Annotated in this window: 14 protein-coding genes; 6 read left to right on the top strand and 8 right to left on the bottom strand. The window is 71.5% G+C overall.

Annotated features, from left to right (window positions below; translation table 11 throughout):
- Positions 1-137: 137 nt before the first annotated feature.
- The 4 genes from KY5_RS31450 to KY5_RS31465 are packed head-to-tail and all read left to right on the top strand — an operon-like array spanning position 138 to position 5,512.
- Entirely contained in the window at positions 138-2,375 is a 2,238-nt protein-coding gene (locus KY5_RS31450; RefSeq protein ID WP_098245381.1) for a cache domain-containing protein, read from the top strand.
- 5 nt (positions 2,376-2,380) lie between these two features.
- Positions 2,381-3,943 carry a poly-gamma-glutamate synthase PgsB gene (gene pgsB, locus KY5_RS31455; RefSeq protein WP_098245382.1) on the top strand — a complete coding sequence of 521 codons (1,563 nt, stop codon included), beginning with the start codon at positions 2,381-2,383 and terminating at the stop codon, positions 3,941-3,943.
- On the top strand, positions 3,940-4,422 hold the full coding sequence (locus KY5_RS31460) for a poly-gamma-glutamate biosynthesis protein PgsC/CapC (RefSeq protein WP_098245383.1): 483 nt from the start codon (positions 3,940-3,942) through the stop codon (positions 4,420-4,422). Before pgsB ends, KY5_RS31460 begins: the two co-directional genes overlap by 4 nt.
- 16 nt (positions 4,423-4,438) lie before the next feature.
- Complete coding sequence (locus KY5_RS31465; protein ID WP_098245384.1) at positions 4,439-5,512, top strand: C40 family peptidase; 1,074 nt, start codon at positions 4,439-4,441, stop codon at positions 5,510-5,512.
- Between the two features lie 12 nt (positions 5,513-5,524).
- On the opposite strand, the gene KY5_RS31470 is transcribed toward KY5_RS31465, so the two are convergent.
- Entirely contained in the window at positions 5,525-5,893 is a 369-nt protein-coding gene (locus tag KY5_RS31470; protein WP_098245385.1) for an NTP pyrophosphohydrolase, read from the bottom strand.
- A gap of 73 nt (positions 5,894-5,966) precedes the next feature.
- Here KY5_RS31470 and KY5_RS31475 point away from each other — a divergent pair, with 73 nt between their 5' ends.
- Entirely contained in the window at positions 5,967-7,037 is a 1,071-nt protein-coding gene (locus tag KY5_RS31475) for a hypothetical protein (protein ID WP_098245386.1), read from the top strand.
- A gap of 82 nt (positions 7,038-7,119) precedes the next feature.
- Here the strand turns inward: KY5_RS31475 and KY5_RS31480 are convergent, their stop codons facing one another.
- The 5 genes from KY5_RS31480 to KY5_RS31500 all read right to left on the bottom strand — a co-directional run bounded on the left by KY5_RS31480 (position 7,120) and on the right by KY5_RS31500 (position 13,725).
- Positions 7,120-9,252, bottom strand: coding sequence for a 3-hydroxyacyl-CoA dehydrogenase NAD-binding domain-containing protein (locus KY5_RS31480; RefSeq protein ID WP_098245387.1), 2,133 nt, complete (start codon positions 9,250-9,252; stop codon positions 7,120-7,122).
- On the bottom strand, positions 9,249-10,475 hold the full coding sequence (locus tag KY5_RS31485; protein ID WP_098245388.1) for a thiolase family protein: 1,227 nt from the start codon (positions 10,473-10,475) through the stop codon (positions 9,249-9,251). The genes KY5_RS31480 and KY5_RS31485 overlap by 4 nt, the downstream gene beginning before the upstream one ends.
- A gap of 283 nt (positions 10,476-10,758) precedes the next feature.
- Complete coding sequence (locus KY5_RS31490) at positions 10,759-12,039, bottom strand: ribonuclease D (protein WP_098245389.1); 1,281 nt, start codon at positions 12,037-12,039, stop codon at positions 10,759-10,761.
- Positions 12,040-12,117: 78 nt separating this feature from the next.
- Positions 12,118-12,780, bottom strand: coding sequence for a response regulator transcription factor (locus tag KY5_RS31495; RefSeq protein WP_030687574.1), 663 nt, complete (start codon positions 12,778-12,780; stop codon positions 12,118-12,120).
- A 285-nt stretch (positions 12,781-13,065) separates the two neighbouring features.
- A complete protein-coding gene (locus tag KY5_RS31500; protein ID WP_098245390.1) occupies positions 13,066-13,725 on the bottom strand; it encodes a DUF3000 domain-containing protein in 660 nt (219 codons plus the stop codon).
- 85 nt (positions 13,726-13,810) lie between these two features.
- Between KY5_RS31500 and hemE the strand changes: the two genes are divergently transcribed.
- Positions 13,811-14,884 carry a uroporphyrinogen decarboxylase gene (gene hemE, locus KY5_RS31505; RefSeq protein WP_098245391.1) on the top strand — a complete coding sequence of 358 codons (1,074 nt, stop codon included), beginning with the start codon at positions 13,811-13,813 and terminating at the stop codon, positions 14,882-14,884.
- Positions 14,885-14,949: 65 nt separating this feature from the next.
- On the opposite strand, the gene KY5_RS31510 is transcribed toward hemE, so the two are convergent.
- Together KY5_RS31510 and KY5_RS31515 are read right to left on the bottom strand one after the other, a co-directional pair.
- Complete coding sequence (locus KY5_RS31510) at positions 14,950-16,329, bottom strand: FAD-dependent oxidoreductase (protein WP_418952829.1); 1,380 nt, start codon at positions 16,327-16,329, stop codon at positions 14,950-14,952.
- A gap of 74 nt (positions 16,330-16,403) precedes the next feature.
- On the bottom strand, positions 16,404-17,330 hold the full coding sequence (locus KY5_RS31515) for a DUF4349 domain-containing protein (protein WP_098245393.1): 927 nt from the start codon (positions 17,328-17,330) through the stop codon (positions 16,404-16,406).
- Positions 17,331-17,393 lie beyond the last annotated feature (63 nt).

Genomic DNA, 17,393 nt, shown 5'->3' on the forward strand with positions numbered 1-17,393 from the left:
TCCTGGGGTGTGACGGGTCAAAGCTTTCCGGAACGCATCACCCTGCGTTTCCGTACCCCCGAGTCACTCCAGGAGAGGAGCACCCCTTGGCCGCTTCGCGTTCGAAGCGGCGGCACAAGGTCCGCCGAAGGACCGACATGTCGCTGGTGGGAGGCATACGTCCCCCCATCGCCGCGCTGTCGGTCCTGCTCCTCGCCCTCGCGGGCATCACCGCCCTCACCCTCGGCCGCGTCGGACAGGAGGCCGTTCCCCAAGCGGTCAAGACGTCCCAGCAGCACTTCGCCGAGGACGGCGCCATCGCGCTGCGCGCCTCCGTCGACGAGTCCGTCACCGACCTGACCCGGACCGCCGAACTGTTCAGCGCGGGCGATCCGGTGCCCGCCGACGCCGTGCTCGACAAGATCGGCAGCGTCTACCAGAAGTGGATGGGCACCGCGGTCGTCGAGATCTCCTCGGGCAAGCTCATGGCCGCCCGCGGCGAGAACCTGCCGCTGACCGCCATCGACCGGGGGAAACTCGCGGACGAGGACGGCCTCGCACCGCGCATGGTGCGCCTGGAGAACGGCGAGACCCGGCTGCTCTCCTTCGCGCTGCTCACCTGGAAGGGGCAGCCGCAGCAACTCCTCGTCGCCTCCAACAGCCTGCGCTTCCCCGGCATCAGCCTCGGCAAGTTCCGCTCCATCGCCGTCGTCGGCCAGGACGGCCACGTCCTGAGCACCGACGGCATCCCCGAGCCCGAGCAGGTCCTCACCGACGCGCAGCGCGACGAGGTCAAGCAGTCCAACAAACAGCTCAAGTCGTTCGCCGAGACCGCGGCGAAGAAGGCGCGCGTCCATCCGCTGCGGTCCAAGGAGCCGGGATCCGGCGGCTTCCTCGGCGTCAGCGGCCACCTCACCGGCGATCGCTACCTCGGTGAGCGCGCCGTCGCCGGATACGCGAACCTCGCCGCCCCCGAGGCGGGCGAGTCCACCGTGGCCACCCGGCTCGGCCTCACCGTCGTCGCGATGGTCCCGGTCGCCGAGGACCCGACGGCGACGAGCGACTCCGCCTTCGGCCTGATCGCCGCGGGCGCCCTGCTGCTCATCGGCGGCCTGACGGTCTACCTCCTGGTGCGCACGGTGCAGCGCCCGCTGCTCCGGCTGTTCCTCGAAGGCCGCAGGATGACCCGCGGCGACCTGGACCGGCCGGTCTCCGTCCCGAAGTACGGCGAGGCCGCCCGCATCGGCGCCGCCCTCGAACGGCTGCGCCGCCAGCTCATCGGCGAGCCCGCCACCGGCCAGGACCGCCCCGCCCGCCGCCGCAGGTTCGGCAGCCGCACCCTGATCGCGGTCTGCGCGGTGCTCCTGCTCGCCTGGTCCGCGCCGCTCATGCTGCTGCTCAACCGCGCGGGGGACACCGTCGTCGTACCGCAGCAGATGGTCAACGACCAGCGCGAGCGCACCGACACCCTCACCGACCGGGTCCGGCGCGCCCTCAACGAAGGCCACGCCGACCTCACCTCGGTCGCCTCGCTGATGGGCGAGAAGACCGAGGCGCCGGAGATGAAGAAGGTCCTCGAGAGCACCCTGCACCAGCACACCCGCTACCAGTCCCTGTACGTCCTCGACGCGGCGGGCAAGGTCCTGGCCGAGGCGGGCGACGACCCGCGAAGCCCGTCCGGCAAGGGCCCCTCCGACGAGCCCATCCGGGTCGTCGACGACGGCGGCAAGGAGCCGGTGATCATCGGCACCGCCGAGGTCTCGGGCCGCGAAGGGGCCGCCGTGGTCGGCGAGTTCCGCATCGACTTCCTCAACTCGCTGCTCAAGCGCCCCGGCCTCGGCGAGGTCCGGGTCGTCGACGACGAGCGGAAGGTGATCGGCGCCAACACCGGCTACCGCGAGTTCGAGGACCTGCCGAGCGGCCGCCTGAACGCGCTCGCCGAGGGCACCGGCCAGAAGGTCGGTCTCAGCCCGCGCCCCAGCGGTGTCCTCTACCGCGACGGGGACAACATCCAGATCGCGGCCGCGGCCCCGTTCGTCGGCGGCGGTGCCGCGCACTCGCTCGGCTGGACCGTGCTCAGCTGGCAGCCCGCCTCCGGCCTCGCCATCCCCGAGTACAACCTGCAGAACCGCACCGTCCTCGCCGGACTCCTCGGCATCACCGCGGCGGCGGCCTGCCTCGGCTGGCTGCACATCGTCGTCGTACGACCGCTGCGGCACCTGGCCGATCAGGCCGAGGCGCTCGCCGACGGGGACCGCCGCACCGTCCTCTACCCGCGCCACCACGACGAGGTCGGCGCCGTCACCCGCAGCCTGGAACTCATCAGGCAGCAGCTGCCGACGGGCACCCAGCGCAAGCGGGACGGCGTCACGGCCGGCCTCGCCGGAAGGAACTGAACCCCGTGCTCTTCCTCTACACCGTGCTCGTGGTGTGCTGCGGCATCCTGCTGGTCGCCGGAGTGATCGAACAGCGGCGGCACTTCGTCAACCTGGAGCACATCCCCACCCGGGTCCTGGTCAACGGCATCCGCGGAAAGTCCTCCATCACCCGCCTGTGCGCGGGCGCGCTGCGCGGCGGCGGGCTCACCACGGTCGCCAAGACCACCGGCACCGCGGCCCGGTTCATCCACCCCGACGCCACCGAGGAGCCGGTCTACCGCAAGTTCGGCATCGCCAACGTCGTCGAGCAGATCGGCATCGTGCGGCGCGCCGCGGCGTACGACCCGGACGCACTGGTCATCGAGTGCATGGCGGTCATGCCCGCACTCCAGGAGATCAACCAGTCCAAGCTGATCCGCTCCACCATCGGCGTGCTCTGCAACGTCCGCGAGGACCACCTCGCCGAGATGGGCCCGACCCTGGACGACGTGGCGCGCTCGCTCTCGCGCTCCATGCCGGAGGGCGGCATCTGCGTCACCGCGGAGAAGGACCGCTACGAGATCCTCAAGGAGGAGGCCGACGCCCGCGACTGCAAGCTGATCTACGCGGACCCGGAGTCGGTCACCGACGAGGAGCTGCGCGGCTTCAGCTGGTTCACCTTCAAGGAGAACGTGGCCATCGCGCTGACCGTCGCCGAACTCGTCGGCGTGGAGCGGGAGACCGCGCTCCAGGGCATGTACGACGCCCCACCGGACCCCGGTGTCCTCTCCGTCGAGCGCTACGTCACCGAGGACGGCAAGAAGCTCCGCTTCGCCAACGTCTTCGCGGCCAACGACCCCGAGTCGACGCTGATGAACATCAACCAGCTGCTCGACCTCGGCGCCGTCCACCGCCCGCTGAACGTCGTCATCAACTGCCGCCCCGACCGCGTCGAGCGCAACGGCCAGATGGGCGAGATCATCCCCGACCTCCAGCCGGAGAAGGTCTTCGTCATCGGCCACCCGGCCAAGTCCGCCATCGACGCGATCCCCGCCCAGTGGCGCTCCCGCGCCGTCGACCTCGGCGGCGACCGGCGCGACCCCGAGGAGTTCATGCGGGAGCTGCTCGGACAGCTCGGTCCCGACTCCTCGCTCGTCGCGATCGGCAACATCCACGGCCAGGGCGAGCTGCTCCTGGAGCACCTCGCCGAACTGCCCGCCGACGAGAGCGAGGAGCCCGCGCAGGCCGTGCGGGCCACCGGTGACCCGGTGGAGACGATGCAGCTGTACGTGCCGCGCATCGACCCCTACCAGCACTATCCCGAGGCGTACGAGACGCGGTACACGGAGCCGCTCGCGCAGGTGTACGTGCCGGAGCAGCGGCACGAGTCGTACGCGTCCACAGAGGCGTACGCGCCCCCAGAGGCGTACGTGCCCCAGCAGCCACAGGAGCCGTACGCCCTCCAGCCGGTCCAGGAGCCGTACGTCCCCCAGGAACCGCAGCCCCAACCGCCCAGGACCCGCGGCCTGTTCGAGCCGCGGGTGCCGCCCGTACCGCCCGCCGCAGACGACTACCAGCAGTGGCACAGCCCAGGAGAGCCCCGTTGATTCCCTCCGTCCTCACCCCCGAGATCGCCGCGGTCGGCATCGCGCTCGGGCTGCTCTTCTCGCTGGTCTGCTATCTGACGACCAACCTCTCGCCCGGCGGCATGATCACCCCGGGCTGGCTCGCGCTGACCCTCGTCGAGGACCTCCAGCGCGCGGCCATGGTGGTCGGCGTGACCGTCCTGACGTACGCCGGCACCCTGCTCATGCAGCGCTTCGTGATCCTCTACGGCAAGCGCCTCTTCGCCGCGGTCGTGCTGCTCGGCGTGACGCTCCAGGCGACCGTCATGATCGTGCTCTCGCTCGAATTCCCGCTGATGTACAGCAACCAGACGCTCGGCTTCATCGTGCCGGGCCTGATCGCCTACCAGCTGGTGCGCCAGCCCAAGGGCCCCACCCTGCTCGCCACGGGCTCGGTGACGCTCATGGCGTACGTCGTCCTCACCGCCGGGATCCTCCTCGGCTTCATGCCGTCCGCCTGATTCCCAGGAGTCATTCATGCCGCCCAAGAAGAAGCGTCCCGTCCTGCACGCGGCGACCGTGCTCGCCCTGCTCGCGGGCAGCGCCTACCTGACCGTGGAACTGCGCAAGGACGAAGAGGCCAAGGCGCCGAAGGTGCAGGCCGTCACCGACACCCCGGGGCTGCACAGCGGCACCGGGCAGCAGGACAGCGGCAAGCAGAAGTGGGAGCGCCTGAAGAACCCCGACCGGTCCGTCCTGCGCACCGAGGGCGGCAAGGTCCTCGCCTCCTTCACCGACGGCGCCCGCACCGCGACGCTGACCGGACCGAGCCGCACCTTCACCGAACCGGCCAACACCAAGTCCCGTGTCGTCACCAACGACTGGGTGCGGCTGATGCCGGAGGTCTGGCGCGAGGGCGCGGACAAGGAGAAGTGGTTCAAGGACTGGTACAAGGAGTTCTCCGGCAGCGAGGAGGACGACATCTTCGCGATGGCGTTCCAGTACGTCGAGGGGGCGCCGGTCAAGAAGGACGACGAGGGCACCGCGTACGCGGGCGACGCCAACTTCGGCCCGCTGAACCCGAACGGCAGCTCGGGCAACGACCTGCGCCTCGAGGAGTCCGACTTCTTCGACTACCTCGGCATCCCGTACACCTTCCGCAACGGCACCACCATGCAGCCGGAGAAGATGCGCGCCCGCTCCATGGACTGCTCGGGCTTCATCCGCACGGTCTTCGGCTACCGTGCCCGCTTCCCCCTCATGGCCACCGACAAGGTCGGCGACGGCCTGCCCCGCACCGCCAACGGCATGGCGCGCGGCAAGGTCGGCACGGACGTCATCCCGCTCAAGGGCATCTCCGCGGCGGACCGGCCCAAGTCGATCGACGTGGTGCAGCCGGGCGACCTGGTCTTCTTCAAGCTCGACGCCCGCACCAAGCAGCGCCTGGACCACGTCGGCATCTTCCTCGGCCACGACGCCGACGGCCACAAGATCTTCATCTCGAGCCGCGAAGAGGTCAACGGCCCCACCATCGGCGACAAGGGCGGCACGTCGCGCCTGGACGGCAACGGCTACTACGCCTCCACGCTGCGCAGCGCGAAGCGGATCTGAGGTCCAGGGGATCTAGGGGCGTACGGTCCGGGGGCCCACGCACACGGCCCCCGACTCACCCACCCTGCGCCGCAGCTCACGATCGGCCGTGACCACCACGCACGCCCGGTCCTCGGCCGCGGCGGCCACCTCCACGATGAGGTCGTCGCCGCTGCCGGGCGCGGACCGCACGCTGACGCCGGGCACGGAATCGACGCCGCGCGCCGCCCCTTCGACGACGAGCACGACGTCCAGCGGCCCGGGGTGCCCGGGGATGCCGTCGGCCGCGTACCCCACGAGCGAGTCGCGCAGCCGCTCGGCGGCCCCGCGGCGATCGCGCCACCAGCCGTCGGGGACGGAGCCGACGACGTTCGCCGCGTCGACGACGAGGAGAGTTCGCATGCGGCAAACGTAAACTAATCGGCAAAACGCCGTGCGCACGTGAACGTGAATGTGGAAAGGGTGGCGCCAAGTCATGCCATCGAGGTCCGTCAGTACTGGTGCTCCCGATACCGCCCGCTGGCTGCTCCTGGGCAAGGACGGCAGGCTGTCCGCGTACGCCCGCGCCGAGGGGGGACTCGTGCGCTGGACGCAGGAGCGCCCCGGCGGCCCCGACTGGGCGGGGCCCGACTTCTTCGAGGTGCCCGACCTGACGTACCTCACGCTCGCGCAGGGCGCCGACGGATACGTCCACTTCATCGGCAGGCGCGAGCGGCGCGACGGCGACGGCAAGAAGCTCGTCGACGTCATGCACACCGTGCAGTACCAGTCGGGACGCCCGCTCATGGACTGGCGCTCCGCGGGCAACCCGCACACCAAGATGGTCGAGCGCGCCCCGCACCTCGGCGACCCCGCCGTCGCGGTGGACACGGCGGGCACCGTCCACGTCTTCGTCCGCGACGGGGTGCGCAGCGTCCGGCTGCGCCGCGAGGACAAGAGCGGCAAGTGGGAGGGGTGGAAGGACCTCAAGTCCAGCGAGGCCCTCGACGGCATCGCCGCGGTCGTCACGTCGACGGGCCGCATCGAGGTCTTCGCGCCCACCGCAGGTGCCACGGAGCACTGGGCCCAGGAGAAGCGCGGCAGCCAGCCGCAGCGCGCCGACGACATCCCGCTGACGACCGCGCCAGGATCGGGCACGGCCCTGGAGACCGGCGAGGACCGGCTCACCTACTACGCGGTCGACGCCCTCGGCAAGGGCGTCCTCGCCCACCGCCCCGCGGCGGGCGGCCCCGTCGTCCCGCTCGGCGGCGAACCGGACCCGGGCCCCACGGCGGCCCTGCGCGCCACCGTCGACGGCCACGACTGCACGGTCCTCGCCCACCGGTCCCGCTCGGGCCGCCCCGCCATCGCGGCGTTCCCCACGGAGGACGAGGACGCGGGGCTGTGGTGGGCGGAGACCGGCGAACCGTGCCTGGGCTCCCCGGCGTTGGCGCTCGACGCGCACGGCAGGATCGTCATCGCCGCGATCGGCCTGGACGGCACGCTGCGCCTGGCGCGCCAGAAGGAGGAGTCGGGGCTCGCGCTCGGCGCGTGGGTCCGGGCCTGACGCGCACGACAGCGGGGCCGTACGGGAGGTGATCCCGTACGGCCCCGCTGCGTTGCCACCCGAACGGCTGGGCGGCGAAAGGTTACGCCGGGACGCTCGCCACGCCCTGCGCCAGGAACCGCTTGCCGTTGACCCGCTCGCTGATGCCCTCACGGTCCAGGTACGGCGTGATGCCGCCCAGGTGGAAGGGCCAGCCCGCGCCGGTGATCAGGCAGAGGTCGATGTCCTGCGCCTCGGCGACGACGCCCTCGTCGAGCATGAGCCCGATCTCCTGGGCGACGGCGTCCAGGACGCGGTCCCGCACCTGCTCCTCGGTCAGGACGGTGTCGCCCTGCTTCAGGAGCGCGGCGACCTCGGGGTCGAGCTCCGGCTTGCCGGAGTCGTACACGTAGAAGCCGCGCTTGCCCGCCTTGACGACGGCGGCGAGGTTCGGGGAGACCGTGAAGCGCTCCGGGAAGGCGCGGTTCAGGGTCTCCGAGACGTGCAGACCGATGGCGGGGCCGACGAGCTCCAGAAGGACCAGCGGCGACATCGGCAGACCGAGCGGCTCGACGCCCTTCTCGGCGACCTCGACGGGGGTGCCCTCGTCGATGACGTTCTGGATCTCGCCCATGAAGCGGGTGAGGATGCGGTTCACGACGAACGCCGGGGCGTCCTTCACGAGCACCGCGGTCTTCTTCAGCTTCTTGGCGACACCGAACGCCGTGGCCAGCGAGGCGTCGTCGGTCTGCTCGCCGCGCACGATCTCCAGGAGCGGCAGGATCGCGACCGGGTTGAAGAAGTGGAAGCCGACGACCCGCTCGGGGTGCTTCAGCTTCGACGCCATCTCGGAGACCGAGAGCGAGGAGGTGTTGGTGGCGAGGATCGCGTGCGCCGGGGCGACGGCCTCGACCTCGGCGAACACCTGCTGCTTGACGCCGATCTCCTCGAAGACGGCCTCGATGATGAAGTCGGCGTCGGAGAAGCCCTCGGCCTTGTCCAGGACACCGGAGACCAGGCCCTTGAGGCGGTTGGCCTTGTCCTGGTTGACGCGGCCCTTCAGGAGGAGCTTGTCGATCTCCTCGTGGACGTAGCCGACGCCCTTGTCGACGCGCGCCTGGTCGATGTCGGTCAGGACGACCGGCACCTCGAGGCGGCGCAGGAAGAGCAGCGCGAGCTGGGAGGCCATCAGACCGGCGCCGACGACGCCGACCTTGGTGACCGGGCGCGCCAGGTTCTTGTCCGGGGCACCGGCGGGGCGCTTGGCGCGCTTCTGCACCAGGTTGAACGAGTAGATGCCGGACCGCAGTTCGCCACCCATGATCAGGTCGGCGAGCGCGGTGTCCTCGGCGTCGAAGCCCTGCTGGAGGTTCCCGTCCTTGGCCGCGGCGATGATCTCCAGGGCGCGGTAGGCGGCCGGAGCGGCGCCGTGCACCTTGGAGTCGGCGATGGCACGGCCGCGCGCGACGGCGGCGTCCCAGCCCTCGGCGCGGTCGATCTCGGGGCGCTCCACCGTGAGCGAGCCGGTCAGGACGGAGGCCGTCCAGATCAGCGACTGCTCCAGGAAGTCCGCGCCCTCGAAGAGCGCGTCGGCGATGCCGAGCTCGAAGACCTGCTTGCCCTTGAGCTGACGGTTCTGGTTCAGCGAGTTCTCGATGATGACCGAGACGGCCTTGTCGGCGCCGATCAGGTTCGGCAGGAGCGCGCAGCCGCCCCAGCCGGGGACCAGGCCGAGGAAGACCTCGGGCAGCGAGAAGGCGGGCAGCGCCTTGGAGACGGTGCGGTAGGTGCAGTGCAGACCGACTTCGACGCCACCGCCCATCGCGGCACCGTTGTAGTACGCGAAGGTCGGCACGGCCAGGCCCGAGAGCCGCTTGAAGACCTCGTGACCGCCCTTGCCGATGGCCAGCGCGTCCTCGTGGTGCTTGAGGAGCTCCACGCCCTTGAGGTCGGCGCCGACGGCGAAGATGAACGGCTTGCCGGTGATGCCGACGCCGACGATGCCGCCCTCGGCGGCCTCCTTCTCGACCTGGTCGATCGCGGCGTTGAGGTTCGCGAGCGAGGCAGGGCCGAAGGTGGTCGGCTTGGTGTGGTCGAAGCCGTTGTCGAGGGTGATGAGCGCGAAGCGCCCGGCGGCCCCCGGCAGGTCGAGGTGGCGCACGTGCGCCTGCGTCACGACCTCGTCGGGGAACAGCTCGGCCGCACCCTTCAGAAGCTCAGCGGTGGTCGTGCTCACTTGTCGCCTCCGGCGTCCTTGTGGTTCGGGTTCTCCCAGATGACCGTCGCGCCCATGCCGAAGCCGACGCACATCGTGGTCAGGCCGTAGCGGACCTCGGGCTGCTCCTCGAACTGCCGCGCCAGCTGCGTCATCAGGCGTACGCCGGAGGAGGCGAGCGGGTGGCCGTACGCGATGGCGCCGCCGTACTGGTTGACGCGCGCGTCGTCGTCGGCGATGCCGTAGTGCTCGAGGAAGGCGAGCACCTGCACGGCGAACGCCTCGTTGACCTCGAAGAGGCCGATGTCGGAGATGCTCAGCCCCGCCTTGGCGAGCGCCTTCTCCGTCGCCGGGATCGGTCCGTAGCCCATGACCTCGGGCTCGACGCCCGCGAAGGCGTACGACACGAGGCGCATCTTGACGGGCAGGCCGTTCTCCCGCGCGAACTCCTCGGAGGCGATGAGGGAGGCGGTGGCGCCGTCGTTGAGCCCGGCCGCGTTACCGGCGGTGACCCGGCCGTGCGTACGGAACGGCGTCTTCAGCCCGGCCAGGTTCTCCAGGGTGGTGCCCGGACGCATCGGCTCGTCGGCGGTGGCGAGGCCCCAACCGGTCTCACCGGCCTCGGCGTTGGTGCGGCGCACCGAGATCGGCACCAGGTCGGCCTGGATCTTGCCGTCGGCGTACGCCTTGGCGGCCTTCTCCTGCGAGCGCACGGCGTATTCGTCGGCGCGCTGCTTGGTGATGGTCGGGTAGCGGTCGTGCAGGTTCTCCGCCGTCATGCCCATGAACAGCGCGGACTCGTCCACGAGCTTCTCGCTCACGAACCGCGGGTTGGGGTCGACACCCTCACCCATGGGGTGGCGGCCCATGTGCTCGACGCCACCGGCGACGGCGACATCGTACGCACCGAAGGCCACGCTGCCCGCGACCGAGGTCACGGCGGTCAGCGCGCCGGCGCACATGCGGTCGATGGAGTACCCGGGCACGGACTGGGGCAGCCCGGCCAGGATCCCGGCGGTGCGGCCGAGCGTCAGGCCCTGGTCGCCGATCTGCGTGGTCGCGGCGATGGCGACCTCGTCGATCTTGGCGGGGTCGAGGTCCGGGTTGCGGCGCAGCAGCTCCCGGATGGCCTTCACGATGAGGTCATCGGCACGGGTCTCGTGGTAGATGCCCTTCGGGCCCGCCTTGCCGAACGGGGTGCGGACGCCGTCCACGAAGACGACGTCCCTGACGGTACGAGGCACGATGGCTCTCCTCCAGGGTGCGGTGCGCCTGCGAGGCGCGCTTCCGAGTCCACCCTACTTGCCGGTAACTACGCGGCCAAGGCCCACTCGGCGACGCTCTGGCGAGGCGAAGGTCACACTTCCGAATGCCCCCGTACCGGAACTCGGCACCGTGGGCACAGCGGGGCAACCGGTGCACAACGCGGACCACCCACCCACCCCATCAACCGCTGGGTGCGGAGTGACGGGTGGGTGGGTGGGACGTATCCGCCGCGGAGCGGCGGGACAGGGGACCGTTCCCGGGTCAGGTGGCGAGGGCCGCGACCAGGGCCGGGGTGACCAGCGAGATCTGCCACTGGCGGGCGCCGTGCGCGGCCAGCGCGGAGGCCACGGAATCCGCGTCCACCTGAGCCGGAGGCTCCCAGCAGATGCGCCGGACCGTGTCCGGAGTGATCAGATTCTCCTGCGGCATGTTCAGCTCCTCGGCGAGCGCCGAGACCGCCGCCCGCGCCGCGGCGAGCCGCGCCGCGGCCGCCGGGTCCCGGTCCGCCCAGGACCGGGGCGGCGGCGGCCCGCTCACCGTCTGCCCGGGCTGCGGAAGCTCCGCGTCCGGCAACGCCTTGGCGCGGTCGACCGCGCCCTGCCACTGCTCGAGCTGGCGCCGCCCCATGCGGTGCCCGAAACCGGTGAGCGCGGCGAGCGCGTGCACGTTGGGCGGCAGGGCGAGCGCCGCCTCGACGATCGCGCCGTCGCTGAGTACCTTGCCGGGGGACACGTCACGCCGCTGGGCGACCTTGTCGCGCGCGGTCCACAGCTCCCGCACGACCGCCATCTGACGGCGCCGCCGCACCTTGTGCATGCCGGACGTACGACGCCAGGGGTCCTTGCGGGGCGGCGCGGGCGGCGCGGCGGCGATGGCGTCGAACTCCTCGCGGGCCCACTCCAGCTTCCCCTGCCGGTCGAGCTCCTTCTCCAGGGCGTCGCGCAGGTCCACGAGCAGCTCGACGTCGAGCGCCGCGTACCGCAGCCAGGGCTCGGGCAGCGGCCGCGTCGACCAGTCGACGGCGGAGTGCCCCTTCTCCAGTACGTAGCCGAGGACGCTCTCGACCATCGCGCCGAGTCCCACGCGCGGGAATCCGGCGAGTCGGCCCGCGAGCTCCGTGTCGAAGATCCGCGACGGAATCATGCCTATTTCGCGCAGGCACGGCAGGTCCTGGGTCGCCGCGTGCAGCACCCACTCGGTGTCCCCGATGGCCTCGCCGAGACCGGAGAGGTCGGGGCAGGCGACGGGGTCGACGAGCGCGCTGCCCGCGCCCTCGCGGCGCAGCTGGACGAGATAGGCGCGCTGGCCGTACCGGTATCCGGACGCGCGCTCGGCGTCGACGGCGACGGGCCCGGTGCCCGCGGCGAACGCGGCGACCACCGCGGCGAGGGATTCCTCGTCGGCGATCACCGGCGGAATGCCGTCGCGCGGCTCGAGCAGGGGGATCGGCAGCCCTTCAGGAGCGAGGCCGTCGTCGGCCGGAGGGGCGCCTCCGGTGGTTCGCAGTGAGCTGTCTGCTGCGGTCTCTTGGGCGTCGGTCACCTGTCAAGGGTACTTGTGCATGCACTGCGCCCGTCGACGGAACGTTCCGTCGACGGGCGCGAGAGGGTGGTAAATGAGTCAGTGGATGATTCCGGTGCGCAGTGCGACCGCTACCATCCCGGCCCTGTCACCCGTGCCGAGCTTGCGCGCGATCCGGGCGAGGTGGCTCTTCACGGTGAGGGCGGAAAGCCCCATGGAGACGCCGATGGCCTTGTTGGACTGGCCTTCGGCGACCAGGCGGAGCACCTCGACCTCACGGCCGGACAGCTCGCGGTAGCCACCGGGGTGGCTGGGGGCGCCCGGCGGGCGGCGGTGCATTCGGGCGGCGGCCGAGCCGATCGGTGCGGCGCCGGGGCGGGTGGGGAGTCCGACGTTCGTACGCGTACCGGTGACGACATAGCCCTTGACGCCGCCCGCGAGGGCGTTGCGCACGGCACCGATGTCGTCGGCGGCGGAGAGGGCGAGGCCGTTGGGCCAGCCCGCGGCACGGGTTTCGGAGAGGAGCGTCAGGCCGGAGCCGTCGGGGAGGTGGACGTCTGCGACGCAGATGTCACGGGGGTTGCCGATGCGGGGACGAGCTTCAGCGATGGACGAGGCCTCGATGACATCGCGTACACCGAGCGCCCACAGGTGGCGGGTGACGGTGGAGCGCACGCGGGGGTCGGCCACGACGACCATGGCGGTCGGCTTGTTCGGGCGGTAGGCGACCAGGCTTGCGGGCTGCTCGAGGAGAACGGACACCAGGCCTCCTGGGATGGCGGGGCGGAACCGGCTCGGGGAGGAAGCCGGGACGAACCGTGCTTTTCAAGGTCACAAACCTCTTCGGCACCAATCCCGCCCGCCTTTAGGGAATGATCACGATTTGGTGAGTCTCAATCCGGGCAATTCAGACACGTACTCGATCATCCGAAGAACGAACCGAACACGCCGCCCTACGGGTGACATGCGAAAACCCCGCGGCACGTGGCCGCGGGGCACTCGGAAGAGTGGTGGAAATCCGCCCGGGGACGGACGGTCGACGTCGGGTCAAGGAGTTGACGGACCCCGGCGCTGGGGGAGCGAGACCACGGACCCGTCACCGGGCCCCGCGGGCGGCAGGCCCGCGATCTGACAGAGCAGGTCGCACCACGCGGCGAGGTGCGCCGCCGTGTCGGGCACCCCACCCGACCCCTCCCGAGGGGTCCACGAGGCGCGGATCTCGATCTGGGAGGCGGGCTGGCGCTCGGCGAGCCCCCCGAAGTAGTGGGATCCCGCGCGGGTCACCGTGCCGCTCGCCTCGCCCGCCGAGAGTCCGCGCGCGTGCAGCGCGCCGGTCAGCCAGGACCAGCAGACCTCGGGAAGAAGGGGATCCGCCGCCATCTCCGGCTCCAGCTCCGCCCGCACGAGCGTCACCAGACGGAAGGTGCCCTGCCAGGCGTCGTGTCCCGCGGGATCGTGCAGCAGCACCAGACGCCCGTCCGCGAGGTCCTCGTCGCCGTCCACGACCGCCGCTTCCAACGCGTACGCGTGCGGCGCGAGCCGCTGCGGCGCCCGCGTCGCATCGATCTCGATCTCCGGCCGCAGCCGTGCCCCCCGCAGCGCCTCGACCGCCGCGCGGAAGGGCAACGGAGCCGAATCCGCCACCTTCCCCTCCGAACTCTCCATCTCGCCAGCGCCGTCCGACCGTTGTCCCTGAGCCGCAGCCATGCGGGGAAGGTTAAGGGGAACGGCGCCTTCGCGCAGGGAGAGACACCCGTGAGGGGGTTCCCGGTCAACGTGCGAGACTTTCCGCGTGAGTGCCAACGAGAGCCAGAGCCCCGCGGGCCGGCCGAACACAGCGACGTACGACTCCCCCTTCATGAAGGCGTGCAGGCGCGAGGCCGTGCCGCACACGCCGGTCTGGTTCATGCGGCAGGCGGGGCGCTCACTTCCCGAGTACCGCAAGGTCCGTGAGGGCACCGCCATGCTGGAGTCCTGCATGCGGCCCGACCTCGTCACCGAGATCACCCTGCAGCCGGTGCGGCGGCACAACGTCGACGCCGCGATCTACTTCAGCGACATCGTCGTACCGCTGAAGGCGATCGGGATCGACCTCGACATCAAGCCCGGCGTCGGGCCCGTCGTCGCCCACCCCATCCGCACGCGCGCCGACCTCGCACAGCTGCGCGACCTCACGCCCGAGGACATCCACTACGTGACCGAGGCCATCGGCATGCTGACCGCCGAGCTCGGGTCGACGCCGCTCATCGGCTTCGCCGGGGCGCCTTTCACCCTCGCGAGCTACCTCGTGGAGGGCGGTCCGAGCCGCAACCACGAGCACACCAAGGCCCTGATGTACGGCGACCCGCAGCTCTGGGCCGACCTGCTCGACCGGCTCGCGGAGATCACCGGCGCCTTCCTGAAGGTGCAGATCGAGGCGGGCGCGAGCGCCGTGCAGCTCTTCGACTCGTGGGTGGGCGCGCTGTCGCCCGCCGACTACCGGCGCGCGGTGATGCCCGCGTCGGTGAAGGTCTTCGACGCCGTCGCCGGGTACGGCGTGCCCCGCATCCACTTCGGCGTCGGTACGGGCGAGCTGCTCGGTGCCATGGGCGAGGCGGGCGCGGACGTCGTCGGCGTCGACTGGCGGGTGCCGATGGACGAGGCCGCGCGCCGCGTCGGCCCCGGCAAGGCGCTCCAGGGCAACCTGGACCCGGCCGTCCTCTTCTCGACGCGCGACGCCGTCGAGGCCAAGACGGACGAGGTGCTCGCCGCCGCGAACGGCCTGGAGGGGCACATCTTCAACCTCGGTCACGGCGTCCTGCCCACCACCGACCCGGAGGCGCTGACCAGGCTCGTCGACTACGTGCACACACGTACCGCCGTCTGAAACTTTGTCCGAAAAAGGCCCCTGCCATCGGCGGCGGGGGTCCTTTTCGTACCCGGTCGGAGCCGTCAGCCCGCCCGTACCGCCGCCACCGCCTTGCGCGCCGCCACCAGGACCGGGTCCCACACCGGCGAGAACGGCGGCGCGTAGCCCAGGTCGAGCGCCGTCATCTGCTCCACCGTCATCCCCGCCGTCAGCGCGACGGCCGCCACGTCCACGCGCTTGCCCGCGCCCTCGCGGCCCACGATCTGCACCCCGAGCAGCCGCCCGGTGCGCCGCTCGGCCAGCATCTTCACCGTCATCAGCGCCGCGCCCGGGTAGTAACCGGCCCTGCTGGTCGACTCGATGGTCACCGCCACGAACTGGAGCCCGGCCGCCCGCGCCTCCTTCTCGCGCAGACCGGTGCGGGCGATTTCCAGGTCGCAGACCTTGCTGACGGCCGTGCCGACGACGCCGGGGAACGTGGCGTACCCGCCGCCCGCGTTCGAGCCGATGACCTGGCCGTGCTTGTTGGCGTGGGTGCCGAGCGCGATGTGCCGGTGGGCGCCCGACACCAGGTCGAGGACCTCCACGCAGTCGCCGCCCGCCCAGATGTTCTCGTGCCCGCGCACCCGCATCGCCAGATCGGTGAGGAGCCCGCCGTGCTCGCCGAGCGGCAGCCCCGCCTCGCGGGCGAGCGCCGTCTCGGGCCGTACGCCGATGCCGAGCACCACGACGTCGGCCGGGTACTCGGCGTCCTCCGTGGCCACCGCCCGCACCCGCCCGGCGTCGCCGGTGCGGATCTTGGTGACCTCGGCGTCGTTCACCATCGTGATGCCCATGCCGGTCATCGCCTCGTGCACCAGGCGGCCCATGTCCGGGTCCAGGGTCGCCATGGGCTCCTTGCCCCGGTTGACGACCGTCACCTCGTAGCCCCGGTTGACCATCGCCTCGGCCATCTCGACGCCGATGTAGCCCGCGCCGATGACCACCGCCCTGCGCCCCTCGGTCCTGGCCAGCGTGTCGAGCAGGGCCTGTCCGTCGTCGAGCGTCTGCACGCCGTGCACGCCGGGCGCGTCGATGCCGGGCAGCGAGGGGCGGACGGGCCGCGCGCCGGTGGCGATCACGAGCTTGTCGTACGTCGTCCAGGACTCCTCGCCCCCTTCGAGGTCGCGGGCCAGGACGCGGCTGTTCGCCACGTCGATCCGCCTGACCTCCGTACGCATCCGCAGATCGATGTCGCGCTCGCGGTGCTGCTCCGGCGTGCGGGCGACGAGGTCGTCGCGCTGCTCGACGTCGCCCCCCACCCAGTAGGGGATGCCACAGGCGGAGTACGACGTGAAGTGGCCGCGCTCGAACGCGACGATCTCCAGTTCGTCCGGGCCCCTGAGCCTGCGTGCCTGCGACGCGGCGGACATGCCCGCCGCGTCGCCTCCGATGACCACAAGTCGCTCACGTGTGCTGCTCATGGACATACGCTACGGCGTGCCCCGTAGGGGCGCGGGGAACTGCGCGACCAGCCACAACGCTCCCGCAGCCGACCTCAGTCGTCGTCACCCTGCGCGGACGTCACCTCCGGATGACGCCGCAGCCGGAGCCGTACGACCCGCAGCCACAGCAGCACGAGCAGCGCGGCGACCGCCAGGAACGGCAACACCGCGGCCAAGGCAACGCCGATCCACCGCAGCATCGTGACGAACGCGTCCCAGCCGCCCGAGAGCGCGTCGAGGAACGACGTGTCGTCGCCCTTCGCCTCCGCCCGCACCGGGCTCTCGGCCAGCGACAGCGTGATCGTCGCCATGCTCGTGCGGTCCTTCAGCGACGCCTGGCGCGCGAGCAGCGCCTCCAGATCGGCCTGACGGGTGCTCAACTCGCCTTCCAGGCTCACCACGTCGCTCAGCTTGGTCGCCTTGTCCATCAGCTCCCGCACCCGCGCCACGCTCGCCCGCTGCGAGGCCACGCGGCTCTCCACGTCGACGACCTGGTCGGTGACGTCCTGCGCCTTGGCCTCCCGGTCGACGAGCTTGCCGGTGCCTTCGAGCGAGGCGAGCACGTCGTCGTACTTGGCCTGGGGCACCCGCAGGACGATCCGGGAGCGCTCGCGCCCCGCGCCGTCCCGCGAGGTGTTCTCGCTCCCCACGATGCCGCCCGCGTCCTCGGCCGCCGTGCGGGCCCGGTCCAGGGCCGCGGGCACGTCCTTGACGCGGACGGTGAGCCTCGCGGTGCGGATGACGTGCGTGTCGGTCGGCGCGACCGGCTTCTGCTTGCCGCCGCGCGAATCCTCGGCCCGGCCGCCGCCGTCGCGCGGCCCGGCCGCCGCTTTGTCGCCGCCGCCGCTGTCGGTGTCGTCCGAACCCGCGCCGCTGCACCCGGTGAGCGCGAGGGCGAGGGCGAGCAGGACGCCGGAGAGCGCCTGGGCCGTGCGGTGACGGGACTTCCGGGACTTCTTTGGCGTGTGCGTCGGCTGCATCGGCGTACCCCCGAGAGACGTGGCCAGTGATGCTCCTTTGACGCCGCACGGGGGCGTGAGGGT

The sequence above is a fragment of the Streptomyces formicae genome (genome assembly GCF_002556545.1).
In the GTDB taxonomy this organism is placed as follows: Bacteria; Actinomycetota; Actinomycetes; order Streptomycetales; family Streptomycetaceae; genus Streptomyces; species Streptomyces formicae_A.